The 26,628-nt window shown below is 62.5% G+C and carries 27 protein-coding genes; 12 read left to right on the forward strand and 15 right to left on the reverse strand.

Annotated features, from left to right (window positions below):
* Nucleotides 1-5 precede the first annotated feature (5 nt).
* Together GST84_20160 and GST84_20165 are read left to right on the forward strand one after the other, a co-directional pair.
* A complete protein-coding gene (locus GST84_20160) occupies nt 6-716 on the forward strand; it encodes a DUF3108 domain-containing protein (GenBank protein ID XGB14509.1) in 711 nt (236 codons plus the stop codon).
* 200 nt (nt 717-916) lie between these two features.
* The gene (locus tag GST84_20165) at nt 917-1,099 is read left to right on the forward strand and encodes a hypothetical protein (protein ID XGB14510.1); all 183 of its coding nucleotides are present in this window, start codon (nt 917-919) and stop codon (nt 1,097-1,099) included.
* 99 nt (nt 1,100-1,198) lie between these two features.
* Here GST84_20165 and GST84_20170 read toward each other — a convergent pair whose 3' ends face one another.
* From GST84_20170 to GST84_20215, 10 genes are all read right to left on the reverse strand, one after another.
* Nucleotides 1,199-3,457 (reverse strand): NAD(P)-binding protein, encoded by a 2,259-nt coding sequence (locus GST84_20170; protein ID XGB14511.1) that lies wholly within the window; start codon nt 3,455-3,457, stop codon nt 1,199-1,201.
* Complete coding sequence (locus GST84_20175) at nt 3,454-3,945, reverse strand: sorbitol dehydrogenase (GenBank protein XGB14512.1); 492 nt, start codon at nt 3,943-3,945, stop codon at nt 3,454-3,456. The genes GST84_20170 and GST84_20175 overlap by 4 nt, the downstream gene beginning before the upstream one ends.
* 4 nt (nt 3,946-3,949) lie before the next feature.
* Nucleotides 3,950-5,290, reverse strand: coding sequence for a cytochrome C (locus GST84_20180; GenBank protein XGB14513.1), 1,341 nt, complete (start codon nt 5,288-5,290; stop codon nt 3,950-3,952).
* A 307-nt stretch (nt 5,291-5,597) separates the two neighbouring features.
* Nucleotides 5,598-6,137, reverse strand: a complete 540-nt coding sequence (locus GST84_20185) for a DUF2058 family protein (GenBank protein ID XGB14514.1) — start codon at nt 6,135-6,137, stop codon at nt 5,598-5,600.
* Nucleotides 6,138-6,163: 26 nt separating this feature from the next.
* On the reverse strand, nt 6,164-6,997 hold the full coding sequence (gene mazG, locus GST84_20190; protein ID XGB14515.1) for a nucleoside triphosphate pyrophosphohydrolase: 834 nt from the start codon (nt 6,995-6,997) through the stop codon (nt 6,164-6,166).
* Nucleotides 6,998-7,120: 123 nt separating this feature from the next.
* Complete coding sequence (gene relA / locus GST84_20195) at nt 7,121-9,361, reverse strand: GTP diphosphokinase (GenBank protein XGB14516.1); 2,241 nt, start codon at nt 9,359-9,361, stop codon at nt 7,121-7,123.
* A 96-nt stretch (nt 9,362-9,457) separates the two neighbouring features.
* The gene (gene rlmD / locus GST84_20200) at nt 9,458-10,816 is read right to left on the reverse strand and encodes a 23S rRNA (uracil(1939)-C(5))-methyltransferase RlmD (protein XGB14517.1); all 1,359 of its coding nucleotides are present in this window, start codon (nt 10,814-10,816) and stop codon (nt 9,458-9,460) included.
* Nucleotides 10,817-11,716, reverse strand: coding sequence for a cysteine synthase CysM (gene cysM, locus GST84_20205; protein XGB14518.1), 900 nt, complete (start codon nt 11,714-11,716; stop codon nt 10,817-10,819).
* 141 nt (nt 11,717-11,857) lie between these two features.
* Nucleotides 11,858-13,249, reverse strand: coding sequence for a HAMP domain-containing protein (locus GST84_20210; GenBank protein XGB14519.1), 1,392 nt, complete (start codon nt 13,247-13,249; stop codon nt 11,858-11,860).
* Between the two features lie 3 nt (nt 13,250-13,252).
* Nucleotides 13,253-13,972 (reverse strand): response regulator, encoded by a 720-nt coding sequence (locus tag GST84_20215; GenBank protein ID XGB14520.1) that lies wholly within the window; start codon nt 13,970-13,972, stop codon nt 13,253-13,255.
* 193 nt (nt 13,973-14,165) lie between these two features.
* On the opposite strand from GST84_20215, the gene GST84_20220 reads away from it, so the two are divergent.
* The 4 genes from GST84_20220 to GST84_20235 all read left to right on the forward strand — a co-directional run bounded on the left by GST84_20220 (nt 14,166) and on the right by GST84_20235 (nt 19,063).
* Complete coding sequence (locus tag GST84_20220) at nt 14,166-16,919, forward strand: response regulator (GenBank protein XGB14521.1); 2,754 nt, start codon at nt 14,166-14,168, stop codon at nt 16,917-16,919.
* 284 nt (nt 16,920-17,203) lie between these two features.
* Nucleotides 17,204-18,193, forward strand: coding sequence for a 2-hydroxyacid dehydrogenase (locus GST84_20225; protein ID XGB14522.1), 990 nt, complete (start codon nt 17,204-17,206; stop codon nt 18,191-18,193).
* Between the two features lie 31 nt (nt 18,194-18,224).
* Complete coding sequence (locus tag GST84_20230; GenBank protein ID XGB14523.1) at nt 18,225-18,662, forward strand: hypothetical protein; 438 nt, start codon at nt 18,225-18,227, stop codon at nt 18,660-18,662.
* Nucleotides 18,659-19,063: an META domain-containing protein gene (locus GST84_20235; GenBank protein XGB14524.1), complete on the forward strand. Its 405-nt coding sequence runs from the start codon at nt 18,659-18,661 to the stop codon at nt 19,061-19,063. The genes GST84_20230 and GST84_20235 overlap by 4 nt, the downstream gene beginning before the upstream one ends.
* A 116-nt stretch (nt 19,064-19,179) precedes the next feature.
* Here the strand turns inward: GST84_20235 and GST84_20240 are convergent, their stop codons facing one another.
* A complete protein-coding gene (locus GST84_20240) occupies nt 19,180-19,644 on the reverse strand; it encodes a redoxin domain-containing protein (protein XGB14525.1) in 465 nt (154 codons plus the stop codon).
* Between the two features lie 85 nt (nt 19,645-19,729).
* Between GST84_20240 and arsC the strand changes: the two genes are divergently transcribed.
* The 3 genes from arsC to GST84_20255 are packed head-to-tail and all read left to right on the forward strand — an operon-like array spanning nt 19,730 to nt 21,091.
* A complete protein-coding gene (gene arsC / locus GST84_20245) occupies nt 19,730-20,083 on the forward strand; it encodes an arsenate reductase (glutaredoxin) (protein ID XGB14526.1) in 354 nt (117 codons plus the stop codon).
* The gene (gene wrbA, locus GST84_20250) at nt 20,080-20,685 is read left to right on the forward strand and encodes an NAD(P)H:quinone oxidoreductase (protein XGB14527.1); all 606 of its coding nucleotides are present in this window, start codon (nt 20,080-20,082) and stop codon (nt 20,683-20,685) included. The genes arsC and wrbA overlap by 4 nt, the downstream gene beginning before the upstream one ends.
* On the forward strand, nt 20,678-21,091 hold the full coding sequence (locus GST84_20255) for a DUF2069 domain-containing protein (protein XGB14528.1): 414 nt from the start codon (nt 20,678-20,680) through the stop codon (nt 21,089-21,091). Before wrbA ends, GST84_20255 begins: the two co-directional genes overlap by 8 nt.
* Nucleotides 21,092-21,194: 103 nt before the next feature.
* Here GST84_20255 and GST84_20260 read toward each other — a convergent pair whose 3' ends face one another.
* The gene (locus GST84_20260; GenBank protein ID XGB14529.1) at nt 21,195-21,866 is read right to left on the reverse strand and encodes a DNA-3-methyladenine glycosylase I; all 672 of its coding nucleotides are present in this window, start codon (nt 21,864-21,866) and stop codon (nt 21,195-21,197) included.
* Nucleotides 21,867-21,870: 4 nt separating this feature from the next.
* On the reverse strand, nt 21,871-22,695 hold the full coding sequence (ttcA, locus tag GST84_20265) for a tRNA 2-thiocytidine(32) synthetase TtcA (protein XGB14530.1): 825 nt from the start codon (nt 22,693-22,695) through the stop codon (nt 21,871-21,873).
* A 262-nt stretch (nt 22,696-22,957) separates the two neighbouring features.
* On the opposite strand from ttcA, the gene GST84_20270 reads away from it, so the two are divergent.
* A complete protein-coding gene (locus GST84_20270; protein XGB14531.1) occupies nt 22,958-23,557 on the forward strand; it encodes a DUF1282 domain-containing protein in 600 nt (199 codons plus the stop codon).
* Nucleotides 23,558-23,688: 131 nt separating this feature from the next.
* Nucleotides 23,689-24,183, forward strand: a complete 495-nt coding sequence (locus GST84_20275) for a SprT family zinc-dependent metalloprotease (protein XGB14532.1) — start codon at nt 23,689-23,691, stop codon at nt 24,181-24,183.
* Nucleotides 24,184-24,369: 186 nt separating this feature from the next.
* On the opposite strand, the gene GST84_20280 is transcribed toward GST84_20275, so the two are convergent.
* Nucleotides 24,370-25,149, reverse strand: coding sequence for a ferredoxin--NADP reductase (locus GST84_20280; GenBank protein XGB14533.1), 780 nt, complete (start codon nt 25,147-25,149; stop codon nt 24,370-24,372).
* 117 nt (nt 25,150-25,266) lie between these two features.
* Between GST84_20280 and GST84_20285 the strand changes: the two genes are divergently transcribed.
* Nucleotides 25,267-26,193 (forward strand): LysR family transcriptional regulator, encoded by a 927-nt coding sequence (locus GST84_20285; GenBank protein ID XGB14534.1) that lies wholly within the window; start codon nt 25,267-25,269, stop codon nt 26,191-26,193.
* Here the strand turns inward: GST84_20285 and GST84_20290 are convergent.
* The gene (locus tag GST84_20290) at nt 26,190-26,555 is read right to left on the reverse strand and encodes a diacylglycerol kinase (GenBank protein ID XGB14535.1); all 366 of its coding nucleotides are present in this window, start codon (nt 26,553-26,555) and stop codon (nt 26,190-26,192) included. The two genes, GST84_20285 and GST84_20290, sit on opposite strands and share 4 nt — an antisense overlap.
* Nucleotides 26,556-26,628: the final 73 nt, after the last annotated feature.

Consider the following 26,628-nt stretch of genomic DNA (forward strand, 5'->3'; position numbering starts at 1 on the left):
AATTTATGCGTCGCGCCCTGCTCTTGGCTCTCGCCGTGCTCGCCCTGCCCCTCCAGGCAGCTGATCTGAAGCCCTTCTCGGCCAGCTACACCGCCGACTGGAAACAGCTGCCCATGAGCGGCACCGCCGAGCGCAGCCTGGTCAAAAATGCCAACGGTACCTGGGACCTTAACTTCAAGGCTTCCATGATGATCGCCAGCCTGACCGAGGAAAGCACCCTACGTCTGGACAACGACACCCTGCTGCCGCAGAAGTACCACTTCGAGCGTGGCGGCCTGGGTAAGGCCAAAAAGGTAGACCTGAACTTCGACTGGGGCACCAAGAAGGTCACCGGTAGCGACCGTGGCGATGCCGTCAGCCTGCCACTGAACCGCGGTGTACTGGACAAGTCGTCCTACCAACTGGCCCTGCAGCACGACGTGGCCGCAGGCAAGAAGAGCATGACCTATCAGGTGGTCGACGGCGACGAGATCGACACCTACGACTTCCGCGTACTGGGCACCGAGAAGGTCACTACCAAGACCGGCCAGGTCGATGCAGTGAAGGTCGAGCGCGTGCGCGATCCAAGCCAGAGCAAGCGCATCACCGAGCTGTGGTTCGCCAAGAACTGGGACTACCTGCTGGTGCAACTGCGCCAGGTAGAGACCGATGGCAAGGAGTACGTGATCGTGCTGCAGGATGGCACGGTCGATGGCAAGCCGGTGAAGGGCAACTGATCCTGCACTGCCTGCAACACCTGAAGCCCCGCCCAGTGCGGGGCTTTTCTTTGCTGCGAAGAGACCCGCTCAGGCGGCATACCTCCCTGCTTCATGAAACTTGTTTCATGCCTGTTTTACTTACTTAGTCTGCTAACAAACTCTATAAAGAGGGTGTGCGACACACTGTCGCAGCCATCTTGAAGAAGTGGAGTTTACCGATGACTGTCCAAGTAACCGAACGCGACGAATCGAAAATGTCCCACGAAGGCCTGGCCGCTGGCGTGCGGATCTGGGATGTGTACCAACAAGGCCAACTGGTGGGCATGTTCCATAACGAACACGAAGCACACCAATACCGCGTAGAGCTTGAAGACCTGGAAAACCAGCGCGCCACGCAATGACCCTGCCCCTTGTTGCGACCCCATGATTTATCTGGGCTCAGAGAACAACCCCACAATACCGCGCATTACCGGAGCATTGTGGGGTTGTCATGACAGGGCCTACACCACCCCGAAACGCACCTCCACCGACAGACTGCCCAGGTTATCGCTCAGGCCAGCCCCGTAACGCCCGTCCAGGTCGTCATTGATGCACAACTGCAACTCACCTTGCTGGCCGCGCGGCAATTGCACCTGGTTGCCGACCAGGAACGGCACGCCGCTGTTGCCGATACGCCCGATCAACGCCCCTTCCGGTTGACCGGGCATGGCATAACCGGACTTCGCGATCAACCTTGGGTTGCCCGCCGCGCCGACCATCCCGGTGGCCGGGTTGGCCGTCCACTGCCCGCCCGTACAGACCGCCAACTGCCAGCTCTGCCCATTGACCTGCATGCCCGTGCCCTGCCAAGCCTGGTTGGCCTGCACCTGTACGGTGCACTTAAGCAGGTCGCTGGCCACCACGTCAGCGGCCTGGAAGGTCAACGCGGTAATGGTCAAGGTCGGGTTGGCGGTGCCGGTGGTGGGGAACACGCCGTCGCCGACCAGGAACAGGTTGGGGTGGTCCCAACTGCGCTGATCCTTGTCCACCACCGACTTGGTGCGGTCCGAGCCCATGCGGTAGGTGCCCATCAAGTGGCCAGCGCCGTAGAACGCGTAGTTCTGGCCGTCGTACTCGAACACCGTCTGCGAACCGGGCTCGAGCTTAGGGTTCAGGTCGGTCAGCTCGGTGGCGCCCATCAGCTCGGTGATGATGTGCGTGGCGGCCAGGCGCGCCTGCTTGAAACCCTCCTTAGTGTAGTCGGACAGTTCGTAGGTGATCTGTGGCCGAGGCAGGCCCAGGCCGTCGGTGAACTCCGTGCTCCTCTCCACCCGGCAAAGCGCTTTGTCAGGGTCTTTCTCCACCTGTTCGATCAAGAAGCCCAGACGGAACTGGCGGGTCAGCACGCTATTGAGCTGCTGCACCAGCGCCTGGCCGGACAATGCCAGCTTGTTGGGGTTAGCGCCGCCATGGTTGGTGCCGTCGATGAAATCGCAGACTGAGGTGTAGGGGTCGTTTACCGACCAGTTCCAGCCCTCGTTGCCGATTTCGATACGCCAGGCGGCACGCTGGCTGCGGAACGGGCCATCGCGCATGTCCTCGATCCCCGAGGTGGACAATGGCCCACGGAACGGGAACAGCGGCTTGCCTTCGGGCATCAGGCCCCAGGCCAGGTACACCGGGTGGTCAGCCAACGCCTGGCCGACCTGGCCGCTACTGTTGGCGACCCCTTTAGGGCTGTTCGGGCCGATGGAGTTGAGCAGCAGTTTCGGTGTTTCGATCGCGTGGGCGGCAATCACGTAACGTTTGCCCTGGGCCGTGCCGTTCTGGCGCGTACCATTGTTCTGGTACTGAATGAAATCGATTCCCGTGACCCCATTGGCATCGACCTGCACCTGGCTTGCCACGGTCTGGTAGAGGATGCGCACGTTGCCGGTATCCAGTGCCTTGGCCATGGTCACGGTGGCGTCGTACTTGGCCTGGATCGGGCAGATCGGCGTGCAGCTGGTGTTGCCAGCGCACACCCGGCGGCCGTTATCATTCTGCGAGTTGCGCCCGGCCGGGGTCTGCCGGACATTGAGGGTGACGCCTGGGTACGGCTTGCCGTCGGGCCCCTTCTCCGGGCTCTGGTACACCGTCCCCGTGACGTTCTTGCCCAGGCCCTGGTCGACCAGCGACGGCGGGATGCCATGCATGCTGTATTTGTAGCCATGCGGGAAGGTCACGCCCAGGTAAGTCTGCGAGGCGACGTCGGCAGACACGCCCATCTCCTCTTCGGCGCGGCAGTAGGCGATCTGCAGGTCGTCGTAACTGATCGGCCAATCGACCCCGACGTTGTAGGCAGTGCGCATGCGAAAGTCGTTGGGCAGCAGGCGCAAGGCCGTACCCATCCAGTGCCACATGGTGCCCCCGCCTACCCGCTCGTAAGTGCTGGCGAACAGTTGCGGCCCCTTCTGCACCAGGTAGCTCTTCTGCGCCTTGTTCGGGTCTTGGCTACCCGCGGTGATCAGGTCCTGGATGGTCGCCCTTGGCGCGAACTGCGTGGCCGGGGTCTGCTCGCTCTGCTCAGGTGGGTACGGCGACTCGGGCGCTTTGAGCACCGCGGTGTAAAAGCGCTCCAGGTACTCGCTGCGATTCGGCGGAATGGCCGGGCCCGATTCGAGCACCAGCACTTTCAACCCGGCCAGGCCCAACTGGTAGGCCATGACACTGCCGGCCATGCCGGCGCCCACCACGATCACATCGGCGGTTTCGATGTTCTGGGTTTGTACATTGCTCATGGCTGCTGCCCTTCCTTGGCGTCGACACCGGTGAATTGCTTAAGGGTCGGTGGCTGCTCACCCCAGTATCCGAAATGGAACTGGCTGTAGCCCATGGGGTGGGATTGGGCGATCCTCCACGCCCAGCTCTCCTTGTAGGCCTGGTCGGAGACCACACGCGTATCACCCGTGCGCGCGTTGCCCAGGTCGTAGGGTTGATACCAACTGCCGAGCAACCACAGCTTCATGATCGAGCGGGCGCCTTGGGCAATTTGCGGGTTCGCGTTATCGAGCACGGCACTGGCGATTTGCGCAGGCGGCTGGCTCTGGATGCCGGCGTACAGCTCCAGCAGGCTGCTGAACGCCTCGAGGCCCATGCCTTGCTGGGCGGTGGCGAAGAACACCGGCGGCAGGTTGATCGGGTCGACGGACGGCGCCAGCAGCTTGGCCGACAGGCCAGTGAGCACGGCGGACAAGCCGATGAAGTTTTGCAGGTTCTGGTCGCTCATGGCATCACTCCTTGGCGCCGGTGGATTGGGCACGTTCAAGCAGGAAAGTGAAATCGGCGAAGCTGGTGCGCGGTGACTGAGTCACGCGGGTGGTCGCGTTGTTGTGGCACTCCATGCAGCTGGACGAGGCTTGGGGGGTAGTGCCCTGGTTGTAGGTCTCCAGGGTGGCGTTGGCCAGGAAGTTCGGCGCAGGCGTACCTAACGGGTTGGTCGGCGACGGCACCTGGCAGTCATCGGCCGGGGCGGTGGGCCACTGGGTGCTGATCAGGTGGTAGTTGGCCCACACCGTGCCCTTGAGCGCACCTTGCCACTGCGCGTTGAGCTGTTGGGTGGCGGCGGTGACGGGAATTTCACGCACGATCTGCGAGGGGATGGCCTTCTTCGACGGGTCCCACGGTTGCGCGGGCGGCTCGTTCACCGGGCGATCGCTGGCCTGGGCGTCGTAGAACAGGTAGGGCCCCTTGCGCTCGTTCATTGGCGTGGTCTTTTCCGGCACGTTGCGCACGTGCTCGAACGTCGACCATACCCACTGCGGTGCGCCCTGGGTCTTGTGCACGATGTGCAGGCCTACCAGTCCGACCTTTTGTGCATTGCACGACTCGGGGATCACCGCCCCCTTGTTCGGGTCGGCATTGCCGGGCGTATAGACCAGCGCGTCGACGGCGTGGAATTCCTGCGGGTTGTCGCTGCCATCGAGCACTTTCCAGGCCGACTTGACCATGATCGCGCCAACCTGCCGGGCTTTTTGCGAACCGCAGGCGAAAGCAATGCGGTTGTCGGCCTTGCTCAGGAACGCTTGCTGGCCTTCCTTGCTGTACAGGCCATTGTTGACGATGTCATCGAACATCGGCTTGTTGACCATGATCGCGTTGCGCGTGTAAGTGCCACTTTGGTCGACCAACGGGCCGGTCTTGAACGGCTGGATGAACTCATCGAGCACGCCGGCGACCTTGCCCATCTGCTGCAGCACCGGCAAGTCACCCTTGCCTTGGCAGGCCGCGGGCACTGGCGCCTGCTGGTCCCAGCCAACAGGTTTCTGTCCCTTGGGCAGGAAGATCTCGTAGCTTTCTTTCCACGACTCCCACACCGTCTTTCCGGGTGCGCCGATCTGCGCCGAGGTGTTGGCGCTGCCGTCGGCGTTGGCGGGCCAGTTCAGGGCGACGAAGGTCTGCCACGACAGCACGTCGAAATCGTGTTGCAAGCTGTCCAGCGTGAAGGGGGGATTGGCGGTGACGTCGAAGGGAACTGCAGGTGACAGCACCGGCGGGCTGGCCGCATCGGCCATGGCGAGCGCACTGGTGAAGCTCGCACCCAGGCACGCCAACCGTTTCAGGGTTATTTTCATTGTCGTCTCCTCAGCAGATAAAGCGTCGGGACGACGAGGCGTACTGGCCCTTCCTGGACCGAATGTTCAGCGCTATCCCTGACGCTAAGCTGGAGGCTAGCCGCTGTGCCAGAACCCTAGGAAATGTCCGACGAACGGAAGGAACCAAGGCAATGGCGCAGCTGACTGATCGCGCCGGTTCGGCGAGCTGCGAACCAACGCGTATTTCACGATGGCCGCAGAAGCGACCTTGCGTCGCGAAAGGGCCGCAAAGCGGCCCTGGCGATCTTGAATGAACCGCGTTACCGCCAGGGCGGTGATTTCCTGTTTACCACATCAGATCATCAGGGATCTTGTAAGCCGCGTACGGGTCGTCTTCGTCCGCTTCCTCGACATGGCTATTGAGCAGCAGAATACGGTCGGGGTCGCGTTCCTGGATCTTCAATGCGGCCTCACGGGGGATAACCTCGTAACCACCGGCATGGGCTACCACGGCCAGCGCACCATTGCTCAGCTTGGTACGCATGAGGGCGTTGACAGCAATGCGCTTGACCTTCTTGTCGTCGACGAAGTTGTAGTAATCCTCGGTGTTCAGCTTGGGCAGTCGAGTGGCCTCGATCAGTTGCTTGACCTGCGCGGCACGGGCCTTCTGCTCGGCCTTTTCCTGCTGCTGGCGGTTCAGTTCCTGGTCACGCCTGGCTTTTTCAGCCATGGCTTCCTTGGCCATGCGCTGCTGGCTGTCGTCGATCTCGACCTGGCCTTTGTGCTCCATGCGCTTCTGTTTCTTTTCAGCTTTGTTGGTCTGCGAGACCTGTTTCTGGTTGACCAGACCGGCTTTGAGCAATTGGTCGCGAAGGGAAAGGCTCATGAATACTCACTCACTTATGCAACAGCTCAGCCGCAGCTGGGCAGGTTCTTTTCCTGACGTTTGGCTTCACCCCAAAGGGCATCCAGCTCGTCAAGGTCACAATCTTCAATGGGGCGGCCACTGTCGCGCAATGCCTGTTCGATAAAACGGAAACGTCGTTCGAACTTGCGATTGGCGCGGCGCAGCGCATGCTCTGGGTCTTGCTTGAGGTGGCGGGCGAGGTTGACCGCAGCAAACAGCAAGTCGCCGACTTCATCTTCCAGCGCATCGGCGTCGCCGTCGGCCATGGCCTGCAGCACTTCATCCAGCTCTTCGCGGACCTTGTCCAGCACCGGCAACGCCGCCGGCCAGTCGAAACCGACCGTGGCCGCACGTTTTTGCAGTTTGGCTGCCCGCGACAGCGCCGGCAAGGTTGCAGGCACGTCATCAAGCAGCGACAGCTGTTCGGGCTGGCTCTTCTCCGCGCGCTCTTCGGCCTTGATTTCTTCCCAGCGCGACTTGACCTGGGCTTCGCTCAGGCTGGGCGTATCCACCGGCGCGTACAGCTCGCCAGTGGGGAATACGTGCGGGTGGCGGCGGATGAGCTTGCGGGTGATGCTGTCGACCACGCCATCGAACTCGAAACGCCCTTCTTCGCGGGCCAGCTGGCTGTAGTAGACCACCTGGAACAGCAAGTCGCCCAGCTCGCCTTGCAGGTGCTCGAAATCGCCGCGCTCGATGGTGTCAGCGACCTCGTAGGCCTCTTCGAGGGTGTGCGGGACAATGCTGGCGTAGTTCTGCTTCAGGTCCCACGGGCAGCCGTACTGCGGGTCGCGCAGGCGGGCCATGAGATGCAGCAGGTCGTCAAGGGTGTAGGTCATACAGGCAGGTCCTTCGGTGGTGGCTTCTTCGCGGGCTTGCCCGCTCCCACAGGTACGGTGCAGATTTCGAAACCTGCATCCATCCTGTGGAGCGGGCAAGCCCGCGAAGCTGGCGCCACGGTCTCAAGGGGTACGATTACGCCGCGTCTCGATGATGTTCGGCAACTGCGAGATCCGCCCCAGCAGGCGCCCCAGCGCGTCCAGGCCAGGGATCTCGATGGTCAGCGACATCAGCGCGGTGTTGTCTTCCTTGTTCGAACGGGTGTTCACCGCCAGCACGTTGATCTTCTCGTTCAACAGCACCTGCGACACATCGCGCAGCAGACCCGGGCGGTCGTAGGCACGGATGACGATGTCGACCGGGTAGGTCTGCACCGGGATCGGCCCCCAGCTCACCTGGATCATGCGCTCTGGCTCCTTGCCCGCCAGTTGCAGTACCGAGGCACAGTCCTGGCGATGAATGCTCACGCCACGGCCCTGAGTGATGTAACCGACAATGGCATCGCCCGGTAGCGGCTGGCAGCAGCCGGCCATTTGTGTCAGCAGATTGCCGACACCCTGGATCTGAATGTCGCCACGCTTGCCGGTACGCGGCCCGGTAGGCTTGCGCGGCACCAGTTCGATCTGCTCGATACGCTCGGGCTCCAGCAACTGCTGGGCAGCGTTGACCAGATGAGCCAGGCGCAAGTCACCAGCACCGAGTGCGGCAAACATGTCCTCGGCAGTCTTGACGTTGGTCTTCTCGGCCAGGCGCTCGAAATCAACCTGCGGCAGGCCCAGACGACTGAGCTCGCGCTCAAGCAAGGTCTTGCCGGCTGCAACGTTCTGGTCGCGGGCCTGCAACTTGAACCAGTGGACGATCTTGGCCCGCGCCCGCGAGGTGGTGACGTAGCCCAGGTTGGAGTTCAGCCAGTCACGGCTGGGGTTGCCGTGCTTGCTGGTGATGATCTCCACCTGCTCGCCAGTCTGCAGGCTGTAGTTCAGCGGCACGATACGGCCGTTGATCTTGGCGCCGCGGCAGTTGTGGCCGATCTCGGTGTGCACGCGGTAGGCGAAGTCCAGTGGCGTGGCGCCCTTGGGCAGGTCGATGGCGTGGCCGTCGGGCGTGAACACATAAACCCGGTCAGGCTCGATGTCGACCCGCAACTGCTCGGCCAGGCCACCGATGTCGCCCAGCTCTTCGTGCCACTCCAGCACCTGGCGCAACCAGGAAATCTTCTCTTCGTAGTGGTTGGAGCTGGGTTTGACGTCGGTGCCCTTGTAGCGCCAGTGCGCGCATACCCCAAGCTCGGCCTCTTCGTGCATGCCGTGGGTACGGATCTGCACTTCCAGCACCTTGCCCTCAGGGCCGATTACCGCCGTGTGCAAGGAGCGGTAGCCGTTCTCCTTGGGGTTGGCGATGTAGTCGTCAAACTCCTTGGGAATATGCCGCCACAAGGTGTGCACGATGCCCAGCGCGGTGTAGCAGTCGCGGATTTCCGGCACCAGCACGCGCACCGCACGCACGTCGTAGATCTGGCTGAACTCCAGGCCTTTGCGCTGCATCTTGCGCCAGATCGAATAGATATGTTTTGCCCGACCACTGATGTCGGCATTTACGCCAGTGGCGAGCAACTCGTTCTGCAGCTGGGTCATCACGTCGCTGATGAAGCGCTCGCGGTCCAGCCGCCGCTCATGCAACAGCTTGGCGATCTGCTTGTACTGGTCGGGCTCCAGGTAGCGGAAAGAAAGGTCTTCCAGCTCCCACTTGATGTGACCGATACCCAGGCGGTGCGCGAGTGGCGCATAGATATCGAACACTTCACGTGCGACGCGCAGGCGTTTCTCATCGTCGGCGGACTTGACCGCACGGATTGCGCACGTGCGTTCGGCCAGCTTGATCAGTGCCACGCGCACGTCGTCGACCATGGCCACCAGCATCTTGCGCAGGTTCTCGACCTGCGCCTGCGAGCCCAGCACCAGCGACTGTCGCGGGCTGAGGCTGGCACTGATGGCGGCCATGCGCAGTACGCCGTCGATCAGCTTGGACACCACCGGGCCAAAACACTGGCTGACCTCGGCGAGGGTGACCTTGCCCTCGCGCACCGAACGGTAGATGACCGCAGCCACCAGGGAATCCTGGTCGAGCTTGAGGTCAGCCAGAATTTCGGCGATTTCCAGGCCAGCCTGGAAGCTGGACGTACCATCCGCCCAGGAATGCTTGGCCGGGTTGCCCTTTTTCTCTACCTCAAGAGCAAACTCGCAGGCTTCTTTCAGCGCTGCGCGATCCAGTGCCGAATCGACGCTTACCACATGGTCCAACCATGCTTCGAGATTGATACTGCCGTCTGTGTTGACCGGCTGGTGCACTCTCACCTGTACCATCTTTGTTTTACCTTTCCATGCAGCACACCATACGGGTGTGCTGGCGATCACCGTGCGGCCGCCCTTCCGTGGCAACCGCACCAAGGGGCCAGTCAGCTAGCCCGCTTCGAATAACGCCATGGCCTCGACATGCGCCGTCTGAGGAAACATGTCGAGAATCCCGGCCCTTTTTAACCGGTACCCCTGGCCGACCAGCACTTGGGCGTCTCTCGCCAGCGTGGCCGGGTTGCACGATACGTAGACCAGCCTTCTGGCCTTGAGGCGGGCGATGCCTTGCACCACCTCGAAAGCACCGTCGCGCGGTGGATCCAAGAGTACCGCAGAAAAGCCCTCGGCGGCCCATCCGGTGCCTGCCAAAGGCTGCGATAAATCGGCCTGAAAAAACCGTGCGTTATGCACATTGTTGTTCCGGGCATTGGCCGCGGCCCGATCGACCATGGCCTGTACACCTTCCACTGCCACCACCTCACGCGCCTGGCGAGCCAGCGGCAGGGCAAAGTTGCCCAGCCCGCAGAACAAGTCCAGCACACGCTCGTCGGCCTGTGGCGCGAGCCAGGCCAAGGCCTGCTCGATCATCGCGGTATTGACCTGGGCATTCACCTGCACGAAATCGCCCGGGCGCCAGGCCAGTTCCAGCTGCCAGGGTGCCAGGGCAAAGCCCAACTGTGCAGCAGCGTCCACGGGCGCCGGCTCACCTTCGCCTTGCAGCCACAGCTGGGCATTGGCCTGCTCGCAGAACGCTTGCAGCCTGGCCTGGTCCTCAGCCGGCAACGGCATGACGTGGCGCACCAGAACCGCCTCGGCGGTGCCACTGAACAGCTCCACATGGCCCAGCGCCTGCGGTTTGCTCAACGAGCGCAGCACAGTCGGCAAGTGGCGCAGAATCGACTGCAAGGGCTGTACCAGCACGGCGCAATCGTCGATGGCAATGATGTCCTGGCTGGCTTCGGCGCGGAAGCCCACCTCCAGTTGACGCGCCTTGACGTCCCAACGCACAGCCACACGGGCCCGGCGCCGGTAGCCAAATTCCGGCCCGCTCAGGGGGGTGGCCCATTCCTCGGGTTGCACGCCGGCCACCCGCTGCAGCTGCTCGGCGAGGGTGCGCTGCTTCAGCGCCAGTTGCGCTTCGTGCGGCAGGTGCTGCAGGTTGCAGCCACCGCAGCGGGCGTAGTAGCGACATGGCGCCTCACGGCGCTCGGGCCCGGCCTGCAGCAACCGCTCCAGGCGGGCTTCGACCACTTTGCCACGGGCGTTGAGCACCCGCGCCTCCACGACCTCACCGGCCAAAGCGCCGCTGACGAACCAGGTACGCCCGTCGAGGAAGGCGATGCCACGGCCGTCACCGGCCAGGCGCTCGATGTCCAGGCGCTGCTTCTTGCCCACGGGGACCTGGGGGGTGCGATTGCCGCCGGCCGGCTGGAAGCGCAGGCCGCTGTTGCTTTTTTTCTTGGACATTTAGCGTGGATCAAACAGGCCAGTGGACAGATAACGGTCGCCGCGGTCGCAAATGATCGCAACCATCACGGCATTTTCCACTTCGCGGGACAGGCGCAACATGGCCGCCACCGCACCACCAGAAGACACGCCGCAGAAAATGCCCTCTTCACGCGCAAGGCGACGGGTGGTGTCTTCGGCTTCCTGCTGCGACATATCGACCACGCGGTCGACCCGGGTGGCGTCGAAGATCTTCGGCAGGTATTCCTCGGGCCAGCGGCGAATGCCCGGAATGGCCGAGCCTTCCATCGGTTGCAGGCCGATGATCTGCACCGCGGGGTTCTGTTCCTTGAGGTACTGCGAGCAGCCCATGATGGTACCGGTGGTCCCCATGGAGCTGACGAAATGGGTAATGGTGCCCTGGGTCTGCTGCCAGATCTCCGGGCCGGTGCTGTTGTAGTGGGCGATCGGGTTGTCGCCGTTGGCGAACTGGTCGAGCACCAGGCCACGGCCTTCGGCCTGCAGCTTCTCGGCCAGGTCACGGGCGCCTTCCATACCCTCCTCCTTGGTCACCAGGATCAGCTCGGCGCCATAGGCCGTCATGGCGGCCTTGCGCTCGGCGGTGGAGTTGTCGGGCATGATCAGGATCATCTTGTAGCCCTTGATCGCCGCCGCCATCGCCAGGGCAATGCCCGTGTTGCCGGAGGTGGCTTCGATCAGGGTATCGCCCGGCTTGATCTGGCCCCGGAGTTCGGCGCGAGCGATCATCGACAGTGCCGGGCGGTCCTTCACCGAGCCGGCGGGATTGTTACCTTCAAGCTTGAGCAGGAGGGTATTGCTGGTTTCGCCAGCGATGCGCTGCAGGCGAACCAGTGGCGTATTGCCGACGCAATCGGCGATGGTTGGGTACTGCACGGTCATGGGCGTATTTCGCAATCCGGACGGCGGGGTGCCTATCATACCGGCAAACCCTTCGCGGCCATATCACGCAATCTGTAGTGCATATAGCTACAAGCTATAACGGTGAGACATGTGCGGGCCTCTTCGCGGGTAAAAACGCGCCTAAAGGCTAGCGGATCCCTGTAGGCGCGGGTTTACCCGCGAAAAGGCCGGCACATGCAACGGCAACCTCATCCACAAGCGCAACCCGCGTTTGCCATTCTGCGCCCACAAGGTCCCGCCCTGGCGCTGAATGGCACTGCGGGCGATGCTCAAGCCCAGACCGAAGCCCCCATCCCCCGGCCGAGAACCGTCCAGCCGCGAGAACGGCGCGAAGATCCGCTCCAGGTCCTCTTCAGCCACTCCGCCGCCTTCATCCTCCAGCCACAGCCACCAATAACCGCCTTCGCGCTGGCCTCCCAGCCGCACCACACCCTCGGCCGGCGAGTGACGAATGGCATTGCGCAACATGTTCTCCAGCGCCTGAGCCAGGTGGTTGAGGTTGCCCTGCACCCAGCAGTCGGCCGGTACTTCGCAGCGCAATTGCACAGGCGACCAGCCGCTCTCGTAGCTGGCATTTTCGGCCAGCAACTCCCACAAGGCGTGGACCTCGATCGGTTCCAGGTTCATCGGTGCACGCTCGGCGTCCTGCCAGGCCAGTTGCAGGGTGTCTTCGACCAGGTGCTGCATGCAGTCCACTTCACGGATCAGGCGATCACGCAGACGCTGCAGGTCGGTTTCACCATCGCAGGCCACCCGCAGCCGGCTCAGCGGCGTACGCATTTCGTGGGACAGGTCGCGCAGCAACTGCTGCTGCATAGCCACCGTGCCTTGCAGCCGCTCAGCCATCTGGTCAAAGGCACGCGCCAGCTCACCCAGCTCGTCATGCCGGGCGATGGTGCGCGAGTCCAGGCGGGCCGACAGTTGATCGGCCCGCCAGGCATTGGCCTGCTCGCGAAGTTGATTCAGCGGCACGATCAACATGCGGTACAGGCCTACACACAACAGCAAGGTGAACAACCCCGGAATGATGCCGTTGGTGACGATGCGCCACAGCAAGCGGTGCTGGCCCGGATTGAAGCGCTGCGGCAGTTCGATCACCAGCATCCCCTGCTCCGGGGCCCCCGGGAACGGTATGCGCACCCACGGCTGGTCGACGCTACGCCGACTCATCGGCCAATCGACACCCCGCAGGCGTGTCAGACGCTGCATGATCTGCGGGTTGAGTGTGGCGTTGTCGAGCGGGCGCAGGTTGATGTCGAGCACGCCCACCCAGCCCCGTTCGCGCTGATGCATGGCCGCCACCCACTGGTCCAGCCCTGCCCGCCCGCCGCTGCGCCAGGCCTGCTCAGCTTCGGCGGCATAACCTCGCAAGGTCTGCCGTGCCGGCTCCGAGAGGAAGGCGTTCTGGGTTTCCATGTGCCGGCCCCAGGTGTAACTGAGGCCGATCATCAGCAGGCAGAAGCCCACCAGCAAGACGGCCAGCTTCCAGAACAGCGAATGGCGGTCGAGCATGGTTCACTCCGCCTCGCCGGCACTGAGCACGTAACCCTTGCCCCACACGGTGCGGATCTGCCGTTCGTGATAACCAATGCCCTTTAGCTTGCGGCGGATCTGGCTGACGTGCATGTCCAGGCTGCGGTCATGCCGTGAATAGCCGCGCTGCAACACCTGCTGGTACAGGAACGGCTTGCTGAGGACCTCGTCGAGGTTGCGGTTCAGGATGTCCAGCAGGCGATATTCGCTGGGGGTCAGGCCCGCCAGGCGGCTATCCAGGCACACGTCACACAGCCCCTCGTCGAACTGCAGCCCGCCGCCGTTGGCTGGTTCCAGCGGGCCCTGATGCCGCCGTTCCAGGGCCACGCGGCGCAGAATCGCCTCGATGCGCACCTGCAACTCGGCCATGCTGAATGGCTTGGGCAGGTAATCGTCGGCGCCGCGCTGAAAGCCGCTGATACGGTCGGCCTCGGCCCCCAGCGCCGACATCAGGATTACCGGCGTGGCGCTGCGCCTGCGCAATTGTGCCAAGGCGTCCAGCCCGTCAAGCCCGGGCAGCAGTATATCCATGAGCACAACATCGAAAGCCTGGCGGCCAGCCTTTTCCAGGCCCTCCAGGCCATTGCGGCACCAGGTGACCTGGAAGCCGCCGCGCTGCAGCTCTTCTTGCAGATATGCGCCAAGAACCGGGTCGTCCTCGATGGCAAGGATGTTGGAGTTGTAAATAGCTACAGGATTCATTGGCAACTGCCACTAATTCTCAATTGAGCGATTATTGAGTATTCGCCACCTGCCAGGCAACCGCGCTGTGACCATAACCCCGGCAACAGCGCATGACACATACTAAAGAGATGCAATGGTGCGGCAGGCGGAGTAACTTCGCGGCTTGGCCGTTACCACTTGACGGCATCCAGGCACATCAAAGGAGGCGAGTGTGCTCGATCGTTTGGGAATCCGCAGTCGGGTCCTGCTGCTGGCACTGCTACCGGCCGGCTTGATGGCCCTGGTGCTGGGTAGCTATTTCACCTGGCTGCAACAGAACGACCTGCGCACCCAGCTGTTGCAGCGCGGCAAAATGATCGCCGAACAACTGGCGCCACTGGCCGCACCCGCCATGGCCCGGCTCGCGCCTGCGCAACTGGAGAGAATTGCCGCACAAACCCTGGAGCAGGCCGATGTGCGCGCAGTTGCGTTTCTGGCCCCCGACCGCAAGCGCTTGGCCCACGCAGGCCCGAGCATGCTCAACCTGCCGCCCAGCGGCGGTACTGGCACCCAACTCCTGCAGCGCAGCGGTAACGACGCCACCCGCTACCTGATGCCCGTGTTCGGCCACCATCGCGACCTGGCCACCGACGCCGTGCCGGCCGAAGCCGAGCGCCTGCTGGGATGGGTAGAGATCGAGCTGTCGCACGACGGCACGCTGCTGCGCGGCTACCGCAACCTGTTTACCAGCCTGTTGCTGATCCTCGCCTGCCTGGCACTCAGCGGCCTGTTGGCGCTGCGAATGAGCCGCACCATCAACGACCCCATCGAACGCATCAAGCACGCGGTCAATCAGCTCAAGGACGGCCACCTCGAAGAACGCCTGCCAACCATGGGCAGCCATGAGCTGGACGAACTGGCCCACGGCATCAACCGCATGGCCGAAACCCTGCAAAACGCCCACGAAGAACTGCAGCACAGCATCGACCAGGCCACCGAAGACGTGCGCCAGAACCTGGAAACCATCGAAATCCAGAACATCGAGCTGGACATGGCGCGCAAAGAGGCACTTGAGGCCAGCCGTATCAAGTCGGAGTTCCTGGCCAACATGAGCCACGAAATCCGCACCCCGCTCAACGGCATCCTCGGCTTTACCCACCTGCTGCAAAAAAGCGAGATGACACCGCGCCAGCTCGACTACCTGAACACCATCGAGAAATCTGCTGACAACTTGCTGGGGATCATCAACGAGATCCTCGATTTCTCCAAGATCGAGGCCGGCAAGCTGGTGCTCGACAGCATACCGTTCAACCTGCGTGACCTGATCCAGGACACCCTGACCATCCTCGCTCCGGCCGCCCACGCCAAGCAGCTGGAGTTGCTGAGCCTGATCTACCGCGACACGCCTGCTTCGCTGGTTGGCGACCCATTGCGGCTCAAGCAGATTCTCACCAACCTGGTCAGCAACGCCATCAAGTTCACCCGCGAAGGCACCATCGTCGTGCGCGCCATGCTGGAAGACGAGCACGAAGACTGCGCGCAGTTGCGCATCAGCGTGCAGGACACCGGCATCGGCCTGTCACCACAGGATGTGCGCACTCTGTTCCAGGCCTTCAGCCAGGCTGACAACTCACTGGCCCGCCAGCCCGGCGGCACCGGCCTGGGGCTGGTGATTTCCAAGCGCCTGATCGAACAGATGGGCGGCGAGATCGGCGTCGACAGTACCCCGGGTGAAGGATCGCAGTTCTGGATCAGCCTCAACCTGCCCAAGGCTCATGACGATGTCGAAGCCCTGCCACCGCAGCCGTTGCTTGGCCGCCGTGCCGCCATTGTCGATGGCCACGAACTGGCACGCCAGGCGCTGGAACACCAATTGGAAGACTGCGGCCTCAGCGTGAGCCTGTTCGGCTCCTATGACCTGTTGCTGCAAGGGGTGCAGGCCGCCAGCCAGGCTGGCCTGCCGTTCGAGTTCGCCGTGCTCGGGGCTAACCTGGGTAACCTGTCGCCCGAGCAACTGGGCCATTATCACCAGCAGCTCGAGCGTTACCACTGCCAATGCGTGGTGTTGTGCCCGACCACCGAACAGGCGCTTTACCACCCATACCTGCCCAACGGCCATGGCCAGTTGCTGTCCAAGCCGACCTGTACCCGCAAGCTGCGGCGTCTCTTGCTGGAACTGGTACAACCACGTCGCCCGCTGGCCGATGTCAACAGCGTCAATGGCCAGCGCCGACCGAAAATACTCTGCGTCGACGACAACGCCGCGAACCTGCTGCTGGTAAAAACCCTGCTCGAAGACTTGGGTGCCGAGGTACTGGCCGTCAACAATGGTTATGCGGCGGTACAGGCCGTGCAGGACGAGCTGTTCGACCTGGTGCTGATGGATGTGCAGATGCCCGGCATGGACGGCCGCGCCTGTACCGAACAGATTCGCCTATGGGAAAACACCCAAAGCGGCAACCCCCTTCCGATCGTCGCCCTCACGGCCCATGCCATGGCCAACGAGAAGCGCGCGTTATTGCACAGCGGTATGGACGACTACCTGACCAAACCGATCAGCGAACGGCAACTGGCCCAGGTGGTGATGAAGTGGACCGGCCTGAGCCTGGGCACACCCCAGCAGGCGCAGGCCGAGCTACTGCCCAACGGTGACGAACTGAAGGTACTCGACCCCGAAGAGGGCCTGCGCCTGGCCGCTGGCAAGCCAGATCTGGCGGCTGACATGCTGAGCATGCTGCTGGCCTCGCTGGATACCGACCGCGAAGCCATACGCGCCGCCCGCGCAGCCGACGACCACAATGGCCTGATCGAGCAAGTACACCGTCTGAACGGTGCCTCGCGCTATTGCGGTGTGCCGCAATTAAGGGCAGCGTGTCAGCGTAGCGAGACATTGCTGAAGCAGGACAGTCTGCTGGCGCAGCAGGCCCTGGATGAACTGGATGCAGCGATCGGTCGCCTGGCTGCGCAGGCCCGGCTGAATGTGTGAGCGCATGGGGCCTGGCTTGGAGCATGCGGCGCCTGTGAGATCGAGCGCCGCCCGCGCGGCGCATCGCGAGCCATGCTCGCTCCTACGTTTGTTTCGGGCCAGTAACGCCTGTGCCAGACGCGCGCGACCGCTTTGTTCGTCCAACGTGATATCGCGCCATGCAGCAAAATGCTCGCGCGCACATCCTCAGGAATAATTGGGCCGAAACAAACGTAGGAGCTCGCGTTGCACCGCGCGGGCGGCGCTCGATCTCACAGCCAGCAACCAACCCAAGGAGCCCCACCATGCGCGTCCTGTTGTTCAGCAGCCAGCACTACGACCAGGAAAGCTTCAGCGAGGCTGCGCGCGGCACCACCCTGGAGCTGCATTTCCAGCCCGCCCGCCTGACGCTCGACACCGCCGCCCTGGCAGATGGCTTTGAGGTGGTCTGCGCCTTCATCAATGACGATCTCGGCGCGCCGGTGCTGCAGCGCCTGGCCGCCGCCGGCACGCGGTTGATCGCCCTGCGTTCAGCCGGCTACAACCACGTCGACCTGGCCGCCGCCGAGCGCTTGGGCCTGACCGTGGTGCGGGTGCCGGCCTACTCGCCACACGCGGTTGCCGAGCATGCCGTGGCGCTCATCCTGGCACTCAACCGGCGTCTGCACCGGGCTTACAACCGCACTCGCGAAGGTGACTTCACCTTGCACGGGCTCACCGGCTTCGATCTGCACGGCAAATCCGTCGGGGTGGTCGGTACCGGCCAGATCGGTGCCGCCTTTGCCCGCATCATGGCCGGTTTCGGCTGCCAGTTGCTGGCGTACGACCCCTACCCCAACCCGGAGCTGCTGGCCCTTGGCGCCCGCTACATGCCCCTGCCCGAGCTGTTGCGCGAAGCCCGCATCATCAGCCTGCACTGCCCGTTGACCGAGCACACTCGCCACCTGATCAATGCGCAAAGCCTGGCCCAGTTACAGCCCGGCGCCATGCTGATCAACACCGGTCGCGGTGCGCTGGTCGACACCCCTGCGCTGATCGACGCACTGAAAAGCGGCCAGCTTGGCTACCTGGGCCTGGACGTCTACGAAGAAGAAGCCCAACTGTTCTTCGAGGACCGCTCCGACCTGCCCTTGCAAGACGATGTGCTGGCTCGGCTACTGACCTTCCCCAACGTAATCATCACCGCCCACCAGGCTTTCCTCACCCGCGAGGCGCTGGATGCCATTGCCGCGACCACACTGCACAACATCAACCGCTGGGCGGCAGGCAATCCACAGAATCTGGTGATGGGTTAGTGCTAGGATACGCGGCATTTCTGGAGGACCCATGGTCGAACACGATTTTCGCTACACCCTTTTCAACCCGCAACACACCCTGATCGAGTGCCGTGCGTTGGTGCCGGGCCGCTATCAGGTCACTGGCAACGGCGGCTCGATGCACAAAGGCGACAGCCTGCTGGTCACGCTCAAGGGCAGCAAGGATTTGTCCATGCGCCTGACCGTGGAAAGCGTGCGCCACCTGATCAACCCACGCGGCCAGTGGGTTGCCGTGGCGAGCGGCCCGGTGTTCAACGAGCTGGAAATCCTCACCTGGCAGGTCGAATGCGATAACTGCGATGCGGTGCTGGGCTTCGAGTTCGCGGTAGACGCCAAGCTCGGCAAGGCAGCTCGTCAACCGGCGGCCAGCGCCCGTATTGCAGAGCTGGGCTGGACCAGCCGTGGCGAAAAACACCTGTGCCCACGTTGCCAGGAGAGCGCCGAGTGAAAAATCTGCTGACCGGCGTGCTGATTGCAACCGGCCTGCTCGGCTGCGCCACAGAACCTTCCAAGCTGCAGCAGGAGCGCAGCTACGTGCTGGAGTGGATTGGCGAACGACCACTGATCGACTACAGCCACCTGACCTTGACCCTGGCCAGCGACGGCCGTGCCTATGGCAACGGCGGCTGCAACCACTGGTTTGCGCCTTACACGCTGGATGGCGAACACCTCAGCTTTGGTAAGGTCGGCAAGACCCGCAAGCTGTGCGCACCCGCGCTGATGGAACAGGAAAAGCGCTTCCTGCAGGCGCTGGAAACGGTTGAGCGTTGGGATGTGTCACCGGTGGAGCAGATACGCTTCTGGCCGGCCGAAGGCAAGCCGCTGCGCTTCTGGCCTGAGGAAGGCTGAGGATTGCCGGGGCCGCTTTGCGGCCCTTCGCGGGCGCGCCCGCTCCCACAGTTTGGACTGTCCCCCTGTGGGAGCGGGCATGCCCGCGAAGGGCCGCGAAAGCGGCCCCTCCGGCATCAGGCGCCTTTCAGGGCCTTGATCTTGGCCTGCAACCCTTCCAGGGTCTGCTCGCCCATCAACTGCTCACGCACCTTGCCCTTGTCGTCAATGATGTAGGTCACCGGCAACGCCTCGCTGCGCGGCAGGTCATAGCGCTCGGCCGGGTCCTGGGCCAGCACGGTGAAACCGATACCCAGGGTTTCGGCAGCCTGCTTCAGGTCCTGCCCCTGCAGGCCATCGAAGTTCACCCCCACCACCTTGACGCCATCAGCCGCCCACTGCTTGGCCGCTGCGTTCAGTTCCGGGATTTCGGTACGGCACGGCCCGCACCACTCAGCCCAGTAGTTGAGCACCAGCCAGTGCCCTTCGATCTGTTCGGCCTTAACCGTATTACCGTGTTGGTCCACGCCGTAATCGGCACCGCAACCACCGAGCAACAGGCTCGCGGTGATGGCCAGTACTGCTGCCAGACGCCTTGCCATGGGTCAATCCTTCTCGAGTTTTAAAGCAAATTGGTCAGTCGCTGCGGTTAGAATAGCCGCCACACCCAGCTGGATGCGACCCGACATGACTGACCTCACGCTCTATCATAACCCGCGCTGCTCAAAATCCCGCGGCGCCCTTGAACTGCTCGAAGCCCGCGGCCTGGCCCCGACCATCGTGCGCTACCTGGAAACCCCGCCCGACGCTGCCACCCTCAAGGCCCTGCTCGGCAAGCTGGGCATCGCCCCGCGCCAATTGCTGCGCAGCGGCGAGGACGAATATAAAACGCTTAACCTGGCCGACCCGGCACTGACCGACGCGCAACTGATCGAGGCCATGGCCCAGCACCCCAAGCTGATCGAGCGGCCGATCCTGGTTGCCGGTGACAAGGCCGTGGTCGGTCGTCCGCCAGAGAAAGTGCTGGAGATCCTGTCGTGAGCGCGCCCTACATCCTGGTGCTGTATTACAGCCGCCATGGAGCGACCAGCGAAATGGCCCGGCACATCGCCCGCGGTATCGAGCTGGCCGGCATGGAGGCACGCCTGCGCACGGTGCCGGCTATTTCCACCGAATGCGAAGCGGTGGCCCCGGATATTCCGGCCAGTGGTGCGCTGTACGCCAGCCTTGATGACCTGCGCCACTGCGCAGGCCTGGTACTGGGCAGCCCGACCCGGTTCGGCAACATGGCAGCGCCGCTCAAGTACTTCCTGGATGGCACCAGCAGCCTTTGGCTAGGCGGTGAGCTGGTCGGCAAACCGGCTGGCGTGTTCACCTCCACCGCCAGCCTGCACGGCGGCCAGGAAACGACTTTGCTGTCGATGATGCTGCCGCTGATGCACCACGGCATGTTGGTGATGGGCTTGCCCTACAGCGAGTCGGCACTGCTCGAGACCCGTGGCGGGGGCACGCCTTATGGTGCCAGCCACCACGCAGGCGCCGATGGCAAACGCGAACTCGACCCCCACGAAATCGCCCTGTGCCGCGCCCTGGGCCAACGCCTGGCAACCACGGCCAAGGCCCTGGAGGCCACGCGTGGCTAGAAAGCCCAAGGTATTGCCGCCGTTGCAATGGCTGGTACCACGCCTGCGCCTGACGCGTGCATTGAGCCTGGCATGCTTCTTCGGCCTGATCGCCCTGCTGGTGGTGAACAACCTGTGGTTCGCCAACCTGCATGGGGCCCGGGTCGAGGTGATTCTGGCGATCGAACTGGTGCCGTTGCTGTTACTGCTGCCAGGCATGCTGAAAGGCAGCGCCCGGGCGCATGCCTGGACCTGCTTCGTGGTGAACATCTATTTCATCAAGGGCGTGCTGGCGGCGTTCGACCCGGCCCGGGCGGTATTCGGCTGGCTTGAAGTGCTGGTGAGCCTGGGGCTGTTCATTGCCGGGTTACTGTACGTGCGCTGGAAGTTCCAGCATGAGCGGCGCATGGCGGGCGAAGGCAGTTAGATTTTTCGCAGGCGTGCCCGCTGCCACAGGAATCGCACCGCGCTTAAGGCCTGTGCAGTACCGGTGGGAGCGGGCGTGCCCGCGAATGGGAGCAACACAAGACTCAATGGTTGACGGTATGCGCCAGCATCACTGACAACTGGCACAGCGGCCGCCCGCTCTCTGCATGCCACTGGTTGAACGCCTGCTGCACCAAAGCCAGGTCACGCTGGCTGGTCGGCTGCTTGTCGATCACCTTCTGCGCAATCAACGCCGCCGCCATGTCATCGGTCGGGATGAACGTGTCCTTGCCGACCATGCGCAAAAACCGTGGCGCCGACAACCCACCCAACTGGTTGCCGTGCTTGGCCAGGTACTTCCACAAGCCGACAATGTCGGTCACTGGCCAGTCGGCGATGAATGCCCCAAAACTGCCATGCGCCTTGGCGATATCCAGCACCATCTGCGCATTGCGCGGCACGCTCTTGAGCTTGCCCAGGTGGCGGATAATGCGCTCATCCTGCATCAACCGTTCCAGATGCTCGGCGCCCATCAACACCACTTTCTCCGGATCGAAGCCGAAGAACACCTGCTCGAACGCCGGCCACTTGGCGTCCACCAGGCTGTGCTTGAGCCCGGCGCGAAACACCCGCAAGGCCAGCGTCGACAGGTAGCGGTCGTCACTGATGTCGCGCAGTTGCGCCGGCGTGCGCGGCTGCGGCAGGAAAGCCTCCAGCGCCTGGGCCGAACCAAAACGGTTCAGGCAGTACTCATGCAACCACTGGTAATCGCGCATGGATTCAGATGTTCAGCACGTCGAGGAAACGCGGGGTAGCGTTTTCGTCGATCTTCAGGCTGGTGAAGTCAAACAGGTTCCGGTCGGCCAACTGCGACGGTGCCACGTTCTGCAGGGCACGGAAGATGCTCTCGGTACGGCCCGGGTGCTTGCGTTCCCACTCCACCAGCATGTCCTTGACCACCTGGCGCTGCAGGTTTTCCTGCGAGCCGCAAAGGTTGCACGGGATGATCGGGAATTCCTTCATGTCCGAGTAGGCCTGGATGTCCTTCTCGCTGCAGTAGGCCAGCGGGCGGATCACCACGTTGCGGCCGTCGTCGGCGCGCAGCTTCGGCGGCATGCCCTTGAGCGCGCCGTTGAAGAACATGTTGAGGAAGAAGGTTTCGACGATGTCGTCGCGGTGATGCCCCAGCGCCATCTTGGTAGCGCCAATTTCGTCGGCAAAGGTGTACAGGGTACCGCGGCGCAGGCGCGAACACAGCGAGCAGGTGGTCTTGCCTTCGGGTACCAGCTCCTTTACCACCGAGTAGGTATCCTTCTCGACGATGTGGTACTCGACACCCAGTTCCTTGAGGTAGGCCGGCAATACGTGCTCAGGGAAGCCCGGCTGTTTCTGGTCCATGTTCACCGCCACGATCTCGAACGTGATCGGTGCCACCTTCTGCAGGTGCAACAGAACGTCGAGCATGGTGTAGCTGTCCTTGCCGCCGGACAGGCAGACCATGACCTTGTCGCCATCCTCGATCATGTTGTAGTCGGTGATGGCTTCGCCGGCGAGACGACGCAGGCGTTTTTGCAGTTTGTTCTGGTTGACCGAGAGGGTGCCCATAGCGCTTGAATCCGCGAGGTGTGACAAAAGCCGGCTATTTTACGCACAAACGCAGCATCACTGTAGGCATTCCGATAAAGACTTCAATGTAATCAACAGCACCGCTTACAGCGCAATTTGCTCTAAAAAGCCCGGCTTATGCGGGGAACGGCTTCCTATACTGCCACATAAGGCCACATTACCGCTTGCATCGGTGTCAGGGCCTCGGGCCGCTTGCGCTCCATCTGGGGGGCGTTTGGCAACATTGAGAGGAGTGATCGGCATGATTCATCACGTTGTGGGGCTGTTTACCCATCCCGATCAGGAATGGCGGGAGATTCGTGGCGAAGAAGAAACCATCAGCCACATGTACCTTACGCACACCCTGATCCTCGCGGCGATTCCTGCCGTTTCGGCGTTTATCGGCACTACCCAGGTTGGCTGGGTGATCGGTGACCGACCAGCAGTGATGCTGACCATGGAAAGCGCTATCTGGATGAGCATCATGTCATACCTGGCCATGCTGGCCGGGGTGGCAGTAATGGGCGCGTTCATCCACTGGATGGCCCGAACCTACGATGCCAACCCGTCCATGGCGCAATGCATCGCCTTTGCCACCTACACCGCCACACCCTTGTTCATCGGCGGCCTGGCGGCGCTTTACCCGCATCTCTGGCTGGGCATGCTGATCGGCACTGCCGCTATCTGCTACACGGTATACCTGCTGTATGTCGGCTTGCCAACGTTCATGAACATACCGTCAGATGAAGGCTTCCTGTTCTCCAGCTCGGTGCTGGCAGTAGGCTTGGTGGTACTGGTGGCTATCATGGCCGCTACCGTCATTATCTGGGGACTGGGCGTGGGGCCCGTCTACACCAACTAAAACAGACTGAAACAACACTGGGGCATCAACCAGGGGCCGCCGCGAGGCGGCCTCTGGCTGTGCGCTGACCGGTGACTCGGCAAGCCACCTGCGCTTGCGGCATAATGCCTGGCCAGGAGAACCGCCCCGCCATGCCCGAGCAGCTCAAACAACGCGTCGAAACCTGCTACCAGCAAGCCGAAGCCTTTTTCAAACGCCGCTTCCCGCGCCCGGAAGTCAGCTTCAAACTGCGCGGGCAAAAAGCCGGTGTCGCCCACCTGCACGAGAATCTGCTGCGCTTCAACCTGCAGCTCTACCGCGAAAACCAGGAAGACTTCCTGCGCCAGACCGTGGCCCATGAAGTGGCACACCTGGTTGCCCACCAACTGTTTGGCGACCGCATCCAGGCCCACGGTGAAGAGTGGCAATTGATCATGCGCGGGGTTTATGAGCTGCCGCCCAATCGTTGCCACAACTATGCCGTGCAACGGCGCGCAGTGACCCGCTATATCTACCGCTGCCCATGCCCGAAAAGCGATTTCCCGTTTACCGCGCAGCGGCACAGGCTGGTGCGCCAGGGGCGGCGATACCTGTGCAAGCGGTGTCGGGAAATCCTGGTGTACAGCGGTGAGACGCGGGTCCAATAGACCGGGTTTGCCAGCACCGGCCCCTTCGCGGGCAAGCCCGCTCCTACAGCGTTCGTACAATTCCCGAGACGTGCGCTGCACCTGTTAGGAGCGGGTTTACCCGCGAAAGGGTCGGAACAGGCAATGCACAAATCCCAGGCATAAGAAAGGCGACCCGAGAGTCGCCTTCCTGAACCAATCTGCGCCTTACTTCTCGACGAAGGCACGCTCGATCAGGTAGTCACCCGGCTCGCGCATGCGCGGGGAGATCTTCAGGCCGAAGCTGTCCAGTACTTCGCTGGTCTCGTCGAGCATGCTCGGGCTGCCACAGATCATCGCGCGGTCGTCTTGCGGGTTGATCGGCGGCAGGCCAATGTCGCTGAACAGCTTGCCGCTGCGCATCAGGTCGGTCAGACGGCCCTGGTTCTCGAACGGCTCACGGGTCACGGTCGGGTAGTAGATCAGCTTGTCGCGAACCGACTCACCGAAGAACTCGTTCTGCGGCAGGTGCTCGGTGATGAACTCGCGGTAGGCCACTTCGTTCACGTAGCGCACGCCGTGCACCAGGATCACTTTTTCAAAGCGCTCGTAGGTTTCCGGGTCCTGGATGACGCTCATGAACGGCGCCAGGCCAGTGCCGGTGCTCAGCAGGTACAGGTGCTTGCCAGGATTCAGGTCGTCGAGCACCAGGGTGCCGGTAGGCTTCTTGCTGATGATGATCTCATCGCCTTCCTTCAGGTGTTGCAGCTGCGAGGTCAGCGGGCCGTCCGGCACCTTGATGCTGAAGAATTCAAGGTGCTCTTCCCAGTTCGGCGAAGCGATGGAGTAGGCACGCATGAGCGGACGGCCGTTGTCCTGCTGCAGGCCGATCATCACGAACTGACCGTTCTCGAAGCGCAGGCCCGGGTCGCGGGTGCACTTGAAGCTGAACAGGGTGTCGTTCCAGTGGTGCACACTGAGGACACGTTCGTGGTTCATGTTGCTCATCGATGGGGCTCCTGAAGAAAAACGCGCGCGCAAAGCGCACAGTTGCGCAATAGTTTAGGGGCAGCGACAATATCTGTTAACTGGATTATCAAGATATGTGTTATCGGTTATATCGATATGCGATTCACACTCCGTCAAATGCAAGTCTTCGTCGCCGTCGCCCAGCACCAAAGCGTCTCTCGGGCCGCCAGCCTGCTGGCGCTGTCGCAGTCGGCTGCCAGCACCTCTATCACCGAACTTGAGCGCCAATCGAGCTGCCAGCTGTTCGACCGTGCCGGCAAACGCCTGGCCCTCAATGCCCTTGGCCATCAGCTGCTGCCACAAGCAGTAGCCCTGCTTGACCAGGCCAAGGAAATCGAAGACTTGCTCAACGGCAAATCCGGTTTCGGCTCGCTGGCGGTCGGCGCCACGCTGACCATCGGCAACTACCTGGCCACCCTGCTGATCGGCAACTACATGCAGACGCACCCGGAAAGCCAGGTAAAACTGCATGTTCAAAATACTGCGCATATCGTGCAACAGGTCGCGCACTACGAAATTGATCTGGGTCTAATCGAAGGCGACTGCAATCACCCCGACCTGGAGGTTCAGCCGTGGGTCGAGGACGAACTGGTGGTGTTCTGTGCACCACAGCACCCACTGGCGAAACTGGGCCGCGCCGATATCGAAAGCCTTTCGCAAGAGGCGTGGATCCTGCGCGAACAAGGCTCAGGCACGCGCCTGACCTTCGACCAGGCCATGCGCCATCACCGCGCCAACCTTAATATTCGCCTGGAGCTGGAACACACCGAAGCGATCAAGCGCGCGGTGGAGTCGGGCCTGGGCATCGGTTGCATTTCACGCCTGGCCCTGCGTGACGCCTTCCGCCGTGGCAGTCTGGTTCCTGTGGAAACCCCGGAACTGGACCTGCTGCGCCAGTTCTACTTCATCTGGCACAAACAGAAGTACCAGACCTCGGCCATGCGTGAGTTTCTCGAGCTATGCCGCAACTTCACTGCGGGCTTTACCCGCAGCGACGAAATCGTGCTGCCACCGATCGCTTAAAGCAGGATCACACCCCACACCAGCGCCACCATGGTCAGGGCCACCAGCTGTGCGGCGCTGCCCATGTCCTTGGCATTTTTCGACAGGGGGTGGCGCTCCAGCGAAATGCGATCGATGGCCGCCTCCACCGCCGAGTTGAACAGCTCGACGATCAGCCCCAGCAGGCAAACGGCGATCATGATTGCCCGCTCGGCGCGGCTGACCGGCAGCCAGAAGGCGATCGGGATCAGCAGCACGTTGAGCAGCACCAGCTGGCGGAATGCGGCCTCGCCCTTGAAGGCTGCACGCAGGCCGTCCAGCGAGTAGCCAGCGGCGTTGAAGATGCGTTTGAGGCCGGTCTGGCCCTTGAATGGCGATGTCATGTGAGTCACTTCACAGCAGAAAGGCCAGCAGACTAGACCGGCTCGGGTCAAAAAAGCGTGAAGCCACGCGCAG

The sequence above is a fragment of the Pseudomonas putida genome (assembly GCA_041879295.1).
GTDB lineage: Bacteria > Pseudomonadota > Gammaproteobacteria > Pseudomonadales > Pseudomonadaceae > Aquipseudomonas > Aquipseudomonas putida_Y.

What these genes read in the sequence shown, in the direction of transcription:
- GST84_20170 (XGB14511.1), bottom strand. Translation starts at nt 3,457, where the DNA reads ATGAGCAATGTACAAACCCAGAACATCGAAACCGCCGATGTGATCGTG.
- GST84_20180 (XGB14513.1), bottom strand. Translation starts at nt 5,290, where the DNA reads ATGAAAATAACCCTGAAACGGTTGGCGTGCCTGGGTGCGAGCTTCACC.
- GST84_20240 (XGB14525.1), bottom strand. Translation starts at nt 19,644, where the DNA reads ATGGCAAGGCGTCTGGCAGCAGTACTGGCCATCACCGCGAGCCTGTTG.
- GST84_20260 (XGB14529.1), bottom strand. Translation starts at nt 21,866, where the DNA reads ATGCGCGATTACCAGTGGTTGCATGAGTACTGCCTGAACCGTTTTGGT.
- GST84_20230 (XGB14523.1), top strand. Translation starts at nt 18,225, where the DNA reads ATGGTCGAACACGATTTTCGCTACACCCTTTTCAACCCGCAACACACC.
- GST84_20165 (XGB14510.1), top strand. Translation starts at nt 917, where the DNA reads ATGACTGTCCAAGTAACCGAACGCGACGAATCGAAAATGTCCCACGAA.
- GST84_20210 (XGB14519.1), bottom strand. Translation starts at nt 13,249, where the DNA reads ATGCTCGACCGCCATTCGCTGTTCTGGAAGCTGGCCGTCTTGCTGGTG.
- GST84_20215 (XGB14520.1), bottom strand. Translation starts at nt 13,972, where the DNA reads ATGAATCCTGTAGCTATTTACAACTCCAACATCCTTGCCATCGAGGAC.
- relA (XGB14516.1), bottom strand. Translation starts at nt 9,361, where the DNA reads ATGGTACAGGTGAGAGTGCACCAGCCGGTCAACACAGACGGCAGTATC.
- GST84_20225 (XGB14522.1), top strand. Translation starts at nt 17,204, where the DNA reads ATGCGCGTCCTGTTGTTCAGCAGCCAGCACTACGACCAGGAAAGCTTC.
- GST84_20175 (XGB14512.1), bottom strand. Translation starts at nt 3,945, where the DNA reads ATGAGCGACCAGAACCTGCAAAACTTCATCGGCTTGTCCGCCGTGCTC.
- GST84_20185 (XGB14514.1), bottom strand. Translation starts at nt 6,137, where the DNA reads ATGAGCCTTTCCCTTCGCGACCAATTGCTCAAAGCCGGTCTGGTCAAC.
- arsC (XGB14526.1), top strand. Translation starts at nt 19,730, where the DNA reads ATGACTGACCTCACGCTCTATCATAACCCGCGCTGCTCAAAATCCCGC.
- GST84_20285 (XGB14534.1), top strand. Translation starts at nt 25,267, where the DNA reads ATGCGATTCACACTCCGTCAAATGCAAGTCTTCGTCGCCGTCGCCCAG.
- mazG (XGB14515.1), bottom strand. Translation starts at nt 6,997, where the DNA reads ATGACCTACACCCTTGACGACCTGCTGCATCTCATGGCCCGCCTGCGC.
- GST84_20275 (XGB14532.1), top strand. Translation starts at nt 23,689, where the DNA reads ATGCCCGAGCAGCTCAAACAACGCGTCGAAACCTGCTACCAGCAAGCC.
- GST84_20160 (XGB14509.1), top strand. Translation starts at nt 6, where the DNA reads ATGCGTCGCGCCCTGCTCTTGGCTCTCGCCGTGCTCGCCCTGCCCCTC.
- cysM (XGB14518.1), bottom strand. Translation starts at nt 11,716, where the DNA reads ATGACCGTGCAGTACCCAACCATCGCCGATTGCGTCGGCAATACGCCA.
- rlmD (XGB14517.1), bottom strand. Translation starts at nt 10,816, where the DNA reads ATGTCCAAGAAAAAAAGCAACAGCGGCCTGCGCTTCCAGCCGGCCGGC.
- ttcA (XGB14530.1), bottom strand. Translation starts at nt 22,695, where the DNA reads ATGGGCACCCTCTCGGTCAACCAGAACAAACTGCAAAAACGCCTGCGT.
- GST84_20280 (XGB14533.1), bottom strand. Translation starts at nt 25,149, where the DNA reads ATGAGCAACATGAACCACGAACGTGTCCTCAGTGTGCACCACTGGAAC.
- GST84_20270 (XGB14531.1), top strand. Translation starts at nt 22,958, where the DNA reads ATGATTCATCACGTTGTGGGGCTGTTTACCCATCCCGATCAGGAATGG.
- GST84_20290 (XGB14535.1), bottom strand. Translation starts at nt 26,555, where the DNA reads ATGACATCGCCATTCAAGGGCCAGACCGGCCTCAAACGCATCTTCAAC.